General features: G+C 70.7%; 10 protein-coding genes. 9 read left to right on the top strand and 1 reads right to left on the bottom strand.

Annotated features, from left to right (window positions below):
- The first annotated feature begins 228 nt into the window (after positions 1-228).
- The 7 genes from NBW84_RS01975 to NBW84_RS01945 all read left to right on the top strand — a co-directional run bounded on the left by NBW84_RS01975 (position 229) and on the right by NBW84_RS01945 (position 8,117).
- Positions 229-834, top strand: a complete 606-nt coding sequence (locus NBW84_RS01975; protein WP_250281133.1) for a TetR/AcrR family transcriptional regulator — start codon at positions 229-231, stop codon at positions 832-834.
- A 12-nt stretch (positions 835-846) separates the two neighbouring features.
- Entirely contained in the window at positions 847-1,176 is a 330-nt protein-coding gene (locus NBW84_RS01970) for a hypothetical protein (RefSeq protein WP_250281131.1), read from the top strand.
- Between the two features lie 228 nt (positions 1,177-1,404).
- Positions 1,405-3,399, top strand: a complete 1,995-nt coding sequence (gene acs / locus NBW84_RS01965) for an acetate--CoA ligase (protein WP_250281149.1) — start codon at positions 1,405-1,407, stop codon at positions 3,397-3,399.
- A gap of 85 nt (positions 3,400-3,484) precedes the next feature.
- The gene (gene glgP, locus NBW84_RS01960; RefSeq protein WP_250281130.1) at positions 3,485-6,043 is read left to right on the top strand and encodes an alpha-glucan family phosphorylase; all 2,559 of its coding nucleotides are present in this window, start codon (positions 3,485-3,487) and stop codon (positions 6,041-6,043) included.
- Between the two features lie 207 nt (positions 6,044-6,250).
- On the top strand, positions 6,251-7,321 hold the full coding sequence (locus NBW84_RS01955; RefSeq protein ID WP_250281129.1) for a Fic family protein: 1,071 nt from the start codon (positions 6,251-6,253) through the stop codon (positions 7,319-7,321).
- Between the two features lie 266 nt (positions 7,322-7,587).
- On the top strand, positions 7,588-7,863 hold the full coding sequence (locus NBW84_RS24020; protein WP_445548530.1) for a type II toxin-antitoxin system Phd/YefM family antitoxin: 276 nt from the start codon (positions 7,588-7,590) through the stop codon (positions 7,861-7,863).
- Positions 7,860-8,117, top strand: coding sequence for a type II toxin-antitoxin system RelE family toxin (locus NBW84_RS01945; protein WP_250281127.1), 258 nt, complete (start codon positions 7,860-7,862; stop codon positions 8,115-8,117). The genes NBW84_RS24020 and NBW84_RS01945 overlap by 4 nt, the downstream gene beginning before the upstream one ends.
- A 16-nt stretch (positions 8,118-8,133) precedes the next feature.
- Here NBW84_RS01945 and glgX read toward each other — a convergent pair whose 3' ends face one another.
- Positions 8,134-10,551, bottom strand: coding sequence for a glycogen debranching protein GlgX (gene glgX / locus NBW84_RS01940; protein WP_445548610.1), 2,418 nt, complete (start codon positions 10,549-10,551; stop codon positions 8,134-8,136).
- Positions 10,552-11,011: 460 nt separating this feature from the next.
- Here glgX and NBW84_RS01935 point away from each other — a divergent pair, with 460 nt between their 5' ends.
- The gene (locus NBW84_RS01935) at positions 11,012-11,788 is read left to right on the top strand and encodes an enoyl-CoA hydratase-related protein (RefSeq protein WP_250281126.1); all 777 of its coding nucleotides are present in this window, start codon (positions 11,012-11,014) and stop codon (positions 11,786-11,788) included.
- A gap of 5 nt (positions 11,789-11,793) precedes the next feature.
- Complete coding sequence (locus tag NBW84_RS01930; RefSeq protein ID WP_250281125.1) at positions 11,794-12,849, top strand: class I SAM-dependent methyltransferase; 1,056 nt, start codon at positions 11,794-11,796, stop codon at positions 12,847-12,849.
- The last annotated feature ends 108 nt before the right edge of the window (positions 12,850-12,957 follow it).

The following is a 12,957-nucleotide window of genomic DNA, read 5'->3' as shown; positions in this document are numbered from 1 at the left end:
CCTGCGGCTGGGCCTGGCCCCGGCCGCTGAGCCGGCCGCGCGCCAGGCCGGAGACGTCACGATCACGCTTGTCGCGCACGGCGGCGCTTTTCGTGCGTCCGCGGGCTGTCAGGCCCGCGCCGCCCAGGCGTCCGTTGCTATCTGTAATCATCTGTTACGTTAATCCTAATTCAGGAACAGTACGGTACTGTTTTGGAACGTGGTCGGCGGCGGGAGGGGGTCACGACCATGGCGGTGTCGGCACGCCTGGGTGGCGCCGTACGTGGGCGTCCCCGCGACGAAGCCCGTGAGCAGGCCATTCTGCACGCCGCGCTCGAGCTGCTCACCGAGGTCGGCTACGAGCGCATGAGCATGGTCGCCGTCGCGGCCCGGGCTCGGGCGAGCAAGGCGACGATCTACCGGCGCTGGGCGGGCAAGGACGAGCTCGTCGTCGAGGCGATCCGTCGCCAGGCGGTCGACGACGTCGTCATCGCGGACACCGGCAGCCTGCGCGGCGACATGATCGATATCATCCGTCAGAAGGTCAGGCGCCTGGCCGACGGCGGTGCCGCCCTGATGGCCGGTGTCGTGCTGGCCATGCGCGACTCCGCGGCCCTGGCGGCGGCGCTGCGGGCCCAGATGCTCGGGGACGGGCGTGGTCTGGCCGCCCTCATCGTGCAGCGGGCCGTCGACCGGGGTGAGCCGTGTTCGCCGACAGCCGTCGGCGTCTTCAACGAGCTGGTTCCCGCTGCGATCTTCTTCCGCCTCCTGATCACCGGTGAGGCCCTGGACGATGCGTTCATTCATCATCTGGTCGACGACATCCTGTTGCCGCTGATGACAGTGGGCCGCTGAATGTTCCCGGGCATGCACGGCACGCCGGCGCCGCGGCGGAAACATGATCGAACCTTTTTCACCGTATTGACGCACAGGCGGCACCGGCCGTCGGCGGCGTGCGGGAAACCACGCGCGCAACCGTGCGGGAGGCGAAGAGGACATCATCCCGCCGCCGGTTCCGGCCGGAGCGGGGCGGCGTTCGGCCCGGCCGCCCAGGCCGAGGCCCTGATCGCGGGATACACGACCGCGTTCATGTGGAGCGCGGTAATATTTTTCGCCGCGTTCCTCGTGATCCTCTTCCTGCTGCGCGCCGGCCGGGGCGAACTGCCGGCCGACGGGGTGCCGGTTCACACCGTGTAACGGGCGGCGCGACTGTTGGAAAGCGCCGGGGTACTGACCGCTGTATACGGCCGGCACTTCGTGGTACACCCAATGCGGGCGAGACGACAACGAGACGACATCGCTTCCGGAGATCCAAAGGTAGCGTGATCGTGTTCTTTTCCGCGCTGCCGGCGGCACCATCCCCGGATCATCAGGGTCCCCGGACCATCAGGAGGGCATGTGACCAGCACGGCGGACGGTACCGGTCTGGACGCTGTCGGTACTGACAGCGTCGGTACCGACGAGCTCAGCCTGGAGCGCGAACTCGACCAGTTGCTGGCGGTGGAGCGTTTCGACCCACCGCCCGGTTTCGTCTCCCGCTGGTACCAGGCTTCCGACGCCGCCGCGGCCGCCGCCGATCCGGTGGCCTTCTGGGCGGAGCGGGCCCGCACCCTGCTGGACTGGGACACGCCGTTCACAACCACGCTGGACGACAGCAACCCGCCCTTCTACCGCTGGTTCAGCGATGGCCGGCTCAACGTCTCGGCGAACTGCCTGGACCGGCACGTGGCCGCCGGCCGCGGGGACAAGGTCGCCTTCCACTGGGTCGGCGAGGAGGGCGAACGCCGCCGGGTGACCTACTCCGACCTGCTGGCCGACACCCAGCGGCTGGCCAACGGGCTCAAGGAGCTGGGGGTCGGCAAGGGTGACGTCGTGGGGATCTTCCTCCCGATGATCCCCGAGGTCGCGGTGGCGATGCTGGCCTGCGCCCGTATCGGCGCGGTGCACAACGTCGTCTTCGGTGGCTTCGCCCCGTCCGCCGTGCGCGAGCGGATGGAGGTCTCCGACGCCAAGGTCCTGATCACCGTGGACGGCGCCCGCCGCAAGGGCCGCACCGCCCCTGTCAAGGAGGCCGTGGACGCCGAGCTGGGCGATCTGAAGGCCTTGGAGCACATCGTGGTGGTCCGTTCCACCGGGATCGCGGCGCCGATCCGCGAGGGCCGGGACGTCTGGTACCACGAGCTGCTCGAGCGGGCCGACCCGGTGTGCCCGCCGGAGCCGCTGGACGCCGAGCATCCGCTGTTCATCCTGTACAGCTCCGGTTCCACGGCCAAGCCCAAGGGCATCCTGCACACCACCGGGGGGTACCTGACCGGGGCGACGTACACCCACCGGCTGGTCTTCGACCTCGACGCGGACTCCGACGTCTACTGGTGCTCGGCGGACGTCGGCTGGATCACCGGCCACTCCTACATCGTCTACGGGCCGTTGTCCAACGGCGCGACCAGTGTGATGTTCGAGGGTGCCCCGGACTATCCCGACCGGGACATCTGGTGGAAGATCATCGAAGAGTTCAAGGTCACCATCTTCTACACCGCTCCGACCGCCATCCGGACCTGCATCAAGTGGGGCCCGCAGTACCCGGGCCGGCACGACCTCTCCTCGCTGCGGCTGCTCGGCACGGTGGGGGAGCCGATCAACCCCAAGGCGTGGCTGTGGTACCACAAGGTGATCGGCGGCGGCCGCTGCCCCATCGTCGACACCTGGTGGCAGACCGAGACCGGCGCCATCCTGATCTCCCCGTTGCCCGGCGTGACGCCGACCAAGCCGGGCTCGGCCACCACGCCGCTGCCGGGGATCTTCCCCGCCCTGCTGTCCGAGGACGGCAAACCGGTGACCGAGGGCACCGGCATCCTGGTGATCACCAAGCCGTGGCCGTCCATGCTGCGCACCCTCTACCGGGACGACGAGCGGTACGTGCAGACGTACTTCTCCCGGTTCGGCCGGGACGTGTACGTCGTCGGCGACGCCGCCAGGCTGGACGCGGACGGCTACTTCTGGATCATCGGCCGGATCGACGACGTGATCAACGTGTCCGGGCACCGGCTGTCGACCGCCGAGGTCGAGTCGGCGATCGTCTCGCACGAGTCGGTGGCGGAGGCCGCGGTCGTGGCCCAGTCCGACGAGCACACCGGCCAGGCCATCGTGGCCTTTGTCACGCTCACCGGCAACCAGCTCGGCGACGACGCCACCGTCGCCGAGCTGCGCGAGCACGTCGCCACCCGGATCGGCAAGCTCGCCCGGCCCAAGCGGGTGATCTGGGCGGACGACCTGCCCAAGACCCGGTCCGGGAAGATCATGAGGCGGCTGCTGCGGGACATCGCCGAGGGGCGCGAGCTCGGGGACGTCACGACGCTGCGGGATCCGGACGTGATGGCCGCCCTGGCAGGCAAGATCGCCCAAGCCGGCCCGGACGACTGATGAGGCCACCGGCCGGATCATCCGCCTCCGGTCGCGAGCCCCCCGGTGGGAGAAGCCCGTCCGAGCTGTCTAGGCTGACCATTTCGTGAGAGCCCTTCGACGCTTCACCGTCCGCGCGCAGCTCCCCGAGCAGCTTCACCCGCTCGGGGAGCTCGTCCTCAACCTCCGCTGGTCGTGGCACCCGGAGACGCTGGATCTCTTCGAGTCGGTCGATCCCGAGCTGTGGCGCACCTGCAAGGGAGATCCGGTGCGCCTTCTCGGCGAGGTCGACCATGAGCGCCTCGAAAGCCTCGCAGCCGACCGCCGCTTCGTCCGCCGCCTTGACGACGCCGCTGACGACCTGCACGAATACCTGACCGCGCCGCGCTGGTACCAGTCGCTGCCCGACGCCCCGCGCGCGATCGCCTACTTCTCGCCGGAGTTCGGCATCACCGAGGTGCTGCCGCAGTACTCCGGCGGCCTCGGCATCCTCGCCGGCGACCATCTCAAGACCGCCAGCGACCTGGGCGTGCCGATCGTGGGGGTGGGCCTGCTCTACCGGGCCGGCTACTTCGTCCAGTCGCTGTCCCGGGACGGCTGGCAGCAGGAACGCTATCCCGGCATCGACCCGCACGGCCTGCCGCTGACCCAGCTCACCGACGCCGCCGACGACCCCGTGAAGATCACGCTCGGGCTGCCCGACGGGCGCACCCTGCACGCCCAGATCTGGAAGGCGCAGGTCGGCCGGGTGCCGCTGCTGCTGCTCGACTCCGACGTCGAGGACAACCAGCCGGCCGAGCGGGGCGTGACCGACCGGCTCTACGGCGGCGGCACCGACCACCGCCTGCTCCAGGAGATGCTGCTGGGCATCGGCGGGGTGCGGGCGCTGCGGGCCTACTCGGCGGTGTCCGGCGCCCCGGAGCCGGAGGTGTTCCACACCAACGAGGGCCATGCCGGCTTCCTCGGCCTGGAGCGCATCCGGGAGCTGACCGCGACCGGCCTGAGCTTCGACGAGGCGTTGGAGGCGACTCGGGCCGGGACGCTGTTCACCACCCACACCCCGGTGCCGGCCGGGATCGACCGGTTCCCCCGCGACCTGGTGGCCCGCCACTTCGGCGCGGACAACGTCTGGCCCGGCGTGCCCGTCGAGCGGGTGCTCGAGCTCGGCGCCGAGTCCGACCCGAACGTGTTCAACATGGCGCACATGGGCCTGCGGCTGGCCCAGCGCTCCAACGGGGTCTCCCAGCTGCACGGGATCGTCAGCCGGGAGATGTTCGCCGGCCTGTGGCCGGGCTTCGACCCCGACGAGGTCGCGATCGGCTCGGTCACCAACGGTGTTCACGCGGCCACCTGGGTGTCCCGGAACGTGATCGAACTGGCCGACCGGGAGCTTGGCCCGTCCCCCCTCGACGACGGGGGCGAGGGCTTCGCCAAGATCTCCCAGATCTCCGACGAGGCGGTCTGGGCGACCCGCCGTGAGCTGCGGGAACGCCTCGTCGCCGAGGTCCGCCGCCGGCTGCGGGCGTCCTGGCTGCAGCGCGGCGCCGCCCCCGGCGAGCTGGACTGGGTCGACGGCGTGTTTGACCCGGGAATCCTCACGATCGGGTTCGCCCGCCGGGTGCCCTCCTACAAGCGGCTGACCCTGATGCTGCGCGACCCCGAGCGGCTGACCCGGCTGCTGCTGCACCCGCAGCGCCCGGTCCAGCTGGTCATCGCCGGCAAGGCGCACCCGGCCGACGACGGCGGCAAGCAGCTCGTCCAGCAGATCGTGCAGTTCTCCGACAACCCGGAGGTCCGCCACCGCATCGTGTTCCTGCCGGACTACGACATCGGCATGGCACGCTTCCTCTACTCCGGGTCGGACGTGTGGCTGAACAACCCCCTGCGCCCGCTGGAGGCGTGCGGCACCTCGGGGATGAAGGCCGCGCTCAACGGCTGTCTCAACCTCTCCATCCGGGACGGCTGGTGGGACGAGATGTTCGACGGCCGTAACGGCTGGGCGATCCCCACCGCGGACGGCGTGGAGGATCCCGAGCGCCGGGACGCCATCGAGTCGGCCGCCCTCTACGACCTGCTGGAGAACGCGGTCGCCGCGCGTTTCTACGACGTCGCCGGCGTGGGCACGCCGCCGCGTGACTGGACGTCGATGGTCAAGCACACCCTGTCGACCCTCGGGCCGCAGGTGCTCGCCACCCGGATGGTGCGCGAGTACGTCGAGCGCTACTACGTCCCCGCCGCCGCCTCGGCGCGGGCGGCCTCGGCGGACGGCGCGCACGGGGCCCGGGACCTGGCGGCGTGGAAGGAGCGGGTCCGGGCGGCCTGGCCCGGGGTGCGGGTGGTCAACGTCGACTCGGCCGGTCTCGGCGACACCCCGCAGGTCGGCCAGTCGCTGGTGGTCCGTGCCACGGTCGAGCTCGGTGGTCTGGAGCTGGCGGACGTGGAGGTCGAGGCGTCCTACGGGCGCATCGACGAGTCCGACCGGCTGCTGGGCCCGGCCACCCTGCCGCTGGCCCATGTCGGCCCCGGCGAGGGCGGTGGCCTGCGCTTCGAGGGCACCATCCCGCTGCGGCGGACGGGTTCCTTCGGCTACACCGTCCGGGTGCTGCCACGGCACCCCCTGCTCGCCTCACCGGCCGAACTCGGCCTGGTGGCGAACCCCGACTGAACGATCTCCGTCGGCTCCGTCGGCTCCGGCCGCCGGAGCCGACGAGCAGGCCGGCACAGGGCCGCGCTGGCCTGCTCATTCGTTCACTCGATGCGTTCATCCGGGTGCCCTACGCACGCGTCGCGCCCTGCGGAACATGCCAACAATCCAACAAACATGCTAATTCCAAGATCGATTAGTATATTTGTTGGCTGGGAGGAGGGTTCCGTGCGTAGCTTTGCCGATCTTGACCGGCTACTTGATCATGTTCCGTCACGAGTTGTCAAGCACCTGAGTGCCATCGATCGTGGAGCCGGTTCCGAGCAGCTCTTCCGCATCCAGATGCCCGGCCTGCTCGACCAGCTCGCGGACCGGGCTCGGGTGCTGAGTGTGACAGCATCCTCGGCGATCGAAGGCGTGACCGTTGACAGTCCGGAACGGGCCGAGCGGATCATCCGCGGTCAGGTCGGCGGACTGCGGACCAGGGACGAACGGGAACTCGCCGGTTACCGGGACGCGCTCGACTACGTCTACCGTGAGGACTTCTCCCCGGTCAACCCGGGGCTTCTGCTGCATGTCCACCGCCTGCTCTTCCGGCGCACCCAGGGGAGCGGGGGCGCGCTGAAGGCCCAGGACAACCTCGTCGTGGACCGGGCCGCGGACGGAACGGTGACTCCGCGTTTCGTCCCGGTACCCGCGTCCGAGACCGAGTACTTTCTGGCCGAGCTGACCAGTCGTTACTCGATCGCGCGCAACAAAAATGATCACCATTCGGTTCTGCTGGTGGGCCTGTTCGCGCTGGATTTTCTCGTGATTCATCCCTTTGAGGACGGCAACGGCCGAGTGGCACGTATCATCTCGAATGCGCTGCTGCTCGACTGTGGCTACCAGATGTGCCGATATATCAGCCTTGAGAAGATTATTTCCGACAGTGCCGAAGAATACTATTCGTCCCTTCTCGCGTCCACGCATGGGTGGCATGGCAGCCAGCATGATCCGTGGCCTTGGCTCGAGTACTTCTCGGCGACCGTCGCGACCGCCTACTCCATCTTCGCGGACCGGGCGGCGGCTGGGCGTTCGGGCGTCAGCAAGCAGGACAGGGTTCGCGACCACATTCTGTGGCACGCTCCCCGCCGCTTCCGTCTCGACAACGTGCGTACGGCGCTGCCGGGAGTCAGCGACCAGACGATCCGCATCGCGCTGAACGCGCTGCGGGACGAAGGCCATGTGATCAGCAGCGGAGCTGGCCGGGCGGCATTCTGGACCCGTCTCGACCGGCCCGTGCCCCCCTCCGGGTAGACGCGAAGGTGCCGTGTGTCCCGCGGGACATGCCAACAATTCAACAAACATGCTAATTTCAAGATCGATTAGTATATTTATCAGTGTCGAGTGGCCTGGCCTCGGGCGGATGGCGGGCGCATCCGCTTGATCTCGATCATCGTCGCGGCATGGCACCGCGCGACCGCGTCAGCCGGGATGCCAGCCCCGCCGATCTCATTGGGTTCACAGGCTGTACGTCTGGCGCCTTGCTTGTACGGAGCGATGGCCTGTTGTACGTTCGATCTATGACCGTGTCGCCTGAAATGAGCGTCTCCGAGGCACGGGAGAGCCTGGCTGCGATCATCGATCAGGTCCGCGCCGACCACCAGCCGGTCTATCTCTCCCGTCGCGGGCGGCGGGTCGCCGCCGTCATCGACGCCGACGACCTGGACCGCATCCTCGCCTTGGCCGAGGACATGGCTGACATCCGCGAAGCCGAGCGAGCCCGTGAGGAAATGGCAGCCACCGGGCAGACACCCGTTCCCTGGGACGAGGTGAAGGCCGATCTCGGCCTGGAATGAGATATACGGTCACCATTGCTCCGGCCGCGTTCCGCCGGTTACGCAAACTCGACCCCGTCGCGCGACGCCGCGTGCAGGCTGTGATCGACCTGCTCGCCGACGACCCTCGTCCGCCAGCCGCCCGGCAGCTGGTCGGCGGCGGCGGTGAATGGCGCGTACGTACCGGCGACTACCGCGTTGTGTATGACATCCAGGACAAAGAGCTGATTATCCTAGTCGTCGCTGTCGGTCATCGCCGAGATGTCTATCGTTGATGTTCATCTGGCTTGCTCATGCGGTGGCGCGTAGGAGGAGGACGGCGCGGCCGGCGACGGGTAGGTGTTCGCCTGCGTCGAGGGGCCGGGACAGGGTGTCGAGGGTGGCGGGGAAGCCGGCGAGGTCGTCCGCGCTGGTGTCGAGCAGCAGCGTGTAGGTGGATGCCCATGGCTGGCCTGGCAGGACGATGGTCACCGGGTCGGTGTCCGGGTGCAGGATGAGCAGGAAGCTGTCGCCGGTGGCCGCGGTGCCGTCCGGCGCGTGCCAGCCGAGGGCTGTTCCGCTCAGGTGGGCGACGAGGGTGCGGACGTGCGGGGAGTTCCAGTCCGCGTCCGACATGACCGCGCCGTCCGGGCGGAACCAGGTGATGTCCGCGAGTGCCTCGGTGGTGGAGGGGCCGCCGTGGAAGAACGTCCGCCGGCACAGCGTCGGGGAGCGGCGCCGCAGCGCGATCAGGCCGCTGACCAGCGGCAGCAGCATCGGGTCGGGCCCGGCCGGGTCGGGTGCGGCTGGGCCGTCGGCGGGTGCCGGGCTGTCCGCGGGTGCCGGGCTGTCCGCGGGTGCCGGGCCGTCGGCGGGTGCCGGGCTGTCCGCGCTGGGGGTGTCGGCGGGCCGGGCGCGGCCGGGGGAGTGGCGGTCGGGGAGGGGGCCGTCCGGCGCCGGGGCGGTGCGGGTGGGCCAGCGCAGCCACGAGATGGCGTTGTCCTGGCAGTAGGCGTTGTTGTTGCCGCCCTGGGAACGGCCGGACTCGTCCCCGGCGAGCAGCATCGGTACCCCCGCCGACAGCAGCAGGGTCGCCAGCAGCGAGCGGCGGACCAGCCGCCGGCAGGCCAGCACGGCCGGGTCGTCGCTGGGGCCCTCCGCCCCGAAGTTCGCCGAGTTGCCGTGGTCGTCGCCGTCGCGGTTGTCCTCGCCGTTGGCCTCGTTGTGCTTGTGGTCGTAGGAGACGAGGTCGGCGAGGGTGAAGCCGTCGTGCGCGGTGACGAAGTTCACCGACGCCCACGGCCGGCGTCCCGAATGGTAGTAAAGATCGCTGGAGCCGGTGATCCGGTAGCCCAGGTCGGCGACGGTGGAGGCGCCGCGGGTCCATGCCGCGCGCACGGTGTCCCGGTAGCGGCCGTTCCACTCCGCCCATGGCGCCGGGAACGCGCCCACCTGGTAGCCGCCCCAGCCGACGTCCCAGGGCTCGGCGATGAGCTTGACGGTGGACAGCAGCGGGTCGGCGTGGATGGCGGTCAGCAGCGGTGCCGCCGGGTCGAAGCCGTCGGGGCTGCGCGCGAGCGCCGTCGCCAGGTCGAAGCGGAACCCGTCCACGCCCATCTCGGTGACCCAGTAGCGCAGCGAGTCCGTGATCATCTTCACCACGTGCGGGGATGCGGTGTTCACCGTGTTGCCGCAGCCGGTGACGTCCCGGTAGCGGCGCGGGTCGCCCGGGTCCACCCGGTAGTAGGTCGCGTTGTCCAGGCCGCGCAGCGACAGGGTGGGGCCGTGCTCGTCGCCTTCGGCGGTGTGGTTGAACACCACGTCGAGGATGACCTCTATCCCGGCCGCGTGTAACGCGCCCGCCATCTCCTGGAACTCGGCCACCGGGTTGTCCGTGGCCGCGTAGCCCGGGTGCGGGGCGAAGAAGCCCACGGTGTTGTAGCCCCAGTAGTTGGTCAGGCCGCGCTGGGACAGCGCCGGCTCCGGGACGTGCGCGTGGACGGGGAGCAGCTCCACCGCGGTGACGCCGAGCGCGCGCAGATGGTCGATGACCGCCGGGTGGGCCAGGCCCGCGTAGGTGCCGCGCCGCGCCGGCGGGACGTCCGGATGCGTCCGGGTGAACCCCTTCACGTGCAGTTCGTAGATGACCGTCTCGGGCCAGGGGATGGCCGGGCGCTTCCCGGTCGGGCGGCGGCGGCCGTCGACCACCACGCACATCGGGACGAAGGGTGCGGAGTCGTTCCCGTCGGGGCCTGCCGCGTACGGGTCGGCCTCCTCGAAACCGTGGATCGCGGGGTTCGGGACGAGGGAACCGGTCAGCATCCGCGCATAGGGGTCGACGAGCAGTTTGGCCGGATTGTGGCGCAGGCCGCGTTCGGGGGCGTAGGGCCCGTGCGCCCGCAGCCCGTAACGCTGGCCCGGTCCGGCTCCGGGCAGGTAGCCGTACCAGATCCCGCCGTTCCGTTCGGGCAGCCGGTGGCGGCTCTCCCGGCCCCGGGCGTCGAACAGGCAGATCTCGACCGCGTCCGCGCTCGGGGCCGCCACCGCGACGTTGACGCCCCGGCCGTCCCAGTGGACCCCCAGCGGCTCGGGGGACCCGGGCAGCACGGGCCCGGGCCGGGCTGTGCCGGGCCGGGGCACGCCGGGCCGGGAAGGGCGGGGCCGGTCGGCGCCGGGCTGATCGGCGCCGGACTGGTCGATGTTGTCACGAACGTGGAACCGTGGCGTCACCTCCGTGACGGTAGCCGTGGCATGTTACCGGCGCCCGATTCCGGTGACTGCCGTCCGGTTACTCCCGCCGACGGGCGGCGACTGTGAGTGAACGGCACCGCGGACGCCGGGGCCGGGCCGCCGGCCGCGGGCGCCGGGCCAGCGAGGCTGGGGCGGCATGGCTGGATCATCCGGAGCAGGAGCGACACCGCCCGGTCCGGCAGGATCGGATCATCATCCGATGACGGGGGCCGGGCCGTCATGGCCACCGGACGCGCCGCCGCCGCCAAAAGGTGTCGGGAACGTAATCGCCGCGTATCCGTGAAGATCGAGTCGCCAGGGCTTAGGCTGCCTGAATCAGGGGCGCCGTCGGGACGTCACGGGCCCGGCACGGGTATCAGCGGATGACGGTCGGCCAACGGCGGGGCGACGGACGTGCCGTACGCCGCCGGGAGCCGGGAATGATCGAGGAGGTCGGTCGGTGGCGGTCGTGGGGTTCGACGTCGACGGCGGTATTGGCACGATCAGGCTGGATCGGCCCCCGATGAACGTCATCAACAGCGAGGTCACCGCCGGGCTGCGCGCGGCGGCCGACGAGGCGACCAGACGGGCGGACGTGCGGGCGGTCATCATCTACGGCGGCCCGAAGGTGTTCGCGGCCGGGGCCGACGTCAAGGAGATGGCTCCGCTGGACCCCGCGGAGATCCTGACGTGGGTGACCGACCTGACCACCACGTTTGAGGCGGTGGCCCGGATCCCGAAGCCGGTGGTGGCCGCGGTGACCGGCTACGCCCTCGGCGGCGGCCTGGAGCTCGCCCTGACCGCCGACTTCCGGGTCTTCGGGGACAACGTCAAGGCGGGGCAGCCCGAGATCCTGCTCGGCATCATCCCGGGCGCGGGCGGGACGCAGCGGCTGCCGCGCCTGGTCGGGGTGGCGAAGGCCAAGGACCTGATCTTCACCGGCCGGCAGGTCCGGGCCACCGAGGCCAAGGAGATCGGCCTCGCCGACCGGGTGGTCGCCCCCGACGACGTCTACACCGAGGCGCGCTCCCTCGTCGCCCGGTTCGTCGACGGGCCGGCGGTCGCGCTGCGGGCGGCCAAGCGGGCGATCGACGACGGCCTGGACGGCGGGCTGTCCGAGGGGCTGCGGCTGGAGACGGCGCTGTTCGCCGGCCTGTTCGGCACGCAGGACAGGCGCATCGGCATGGACGCCTTCGTCGAGCGCGGTCCCGGCAAGGCTGACTTCGTCGGCCGCTGAACACCATGGACGACGCCAAGGACGTGGCCAAGGACGTGGCCCGGGCGGACCAGGCGGGTGGGACGGACCAGGCGCCTGAGGCGCCTGAGGCGCCTGGGGCGGGCCGGGCGGCCGGGCCGTCGGCGTCCGAGATCCAGGCGGCGTGGAGCGACCCCAAACAAGCGAACATCATCTACCACGACGCCGAGGCCGGCTCCTACGACGCCAAGTGGTCGATCTCGTTCGACGACCGCTGTATCGACTACGCCCGGGACAGGTTCGTCACCATCGCGGGTAGGGCCGGCTGGCCCTACCCGAACGCCCTGGAGATCGGCGCGGGCACCGGGTTCTTCCTGCTCAACCTGGTGCAGGCCGGGGTGGTCGCCCGCGACGGGGCGCACGTCAGCGACATCAGCCCCGGGATGGTCGCCACCGCCACCCGCAACGCCGCGAGCCTGGGCCTGACGGTGGCGGGCCGGGTCGCCGACGCCGAGTCCGTCCCGTACCCGGACGCGAGTTTCGACCTGGTGGTGGGGCACGCCGTCCTGCACCACATCCCGGACGTCGAGCGGGCGCTGCGGGAGGTGCTGCGGGTGCTGCGGCCGGGTGGGCGGTTCGTGTTCGCGGGGGAGCCGACCCGCTACGGCGACGTGGTGGCCCGCCGGCTGTCGCGGGCGACCTGGTGGGCGACCACCCGGGCGACCAGGCTGCCGATGCTGCGCGGCTGGGCCCGGCCGGCCGGGGAGCTCGCGGCCAGCTCCGCCGCGCACGCCCTGGAGTCCGTGGTGGACCTGCACACCTTCGTCCCGGCGGAGCTGGCCGCGATGGCGCGCCGGGCCGGCGCGGCCGAGGTGAAGGTGCGCACGGAGGAGCTCACCGCGGCCTGGTTCGGCTGGCCGGTGCGCACCTTCGAGTGCGCCGTCGCCGAGCCGAAGCTCGGCTTCGGCTACCGGATGCGCGTCTACCGGACCTGGCAGCGCCTTGCCGCCTTCGACGCCCGGTACGCTTCCCGGGTGGTGCCCGCGGGCCTTTTCTACAATGCTCTCGTCACCGGTGTCCGGGCACCGGACGGGCGTCTGTGAGAATACTCGGCCGCCGCCGGTACGGGGATCCCCGGCAGGGGCGTTTCCTGACGTTCTCCACGGTGCGCTGGATCGCCCGCCACCGGGCCTGGACGCCTTTCTACCTGC

Origin of the sequence: Protofrankia sp. CiP1_Cm_nod2 (genome assembly GCF_920664355.1) — a bacterium.
Taxonomy (GTDB): Bacteria; Actinomycetota; Actinomycetes; order Frankiales; family Frankiaceae; genus Protofrankia.
This window is presented reverse-complemented; position numbering and strand designations above follow the sequence as displayed.

Coding starts and splice junctions, on each gene's coding strand:
- NBW84_RS01975 (WP_250281133.1), top strand. CDS start 229: ATGGCGGTGTCGGCACGCCTGGGTGGCGCCGTACGTGGGCGTCCCCGC.
- NBW84_RS01970 (WP_250281131.1), top strand. CDS start 847: ATGCACGGCACGCCGGCGCCGCGGCGGAAACATGATCGAACCTTTTTC.
- NBW84_RS24020 (WP_445548530.1), top strand. CDS start 7,588: ATGACCGTGTCGCCTGAAATGAGCGTCTCCGAGGCACGGGAGAGCCTG.
- NBW84_RS01945 (WP_250281127.1), top strand. CDS start 7,860: ATGAGATATACGGTCACCATTGCTCCGGCCGCGTTCCGCCGGTTACGC.
- NBW84_RS01930 (WP_250281125.1), top strand. CDS start 11,794: ATGGACGACGCCAAGGACGTGGCCAAGGACGTGGCCCGGGCGGACCAG.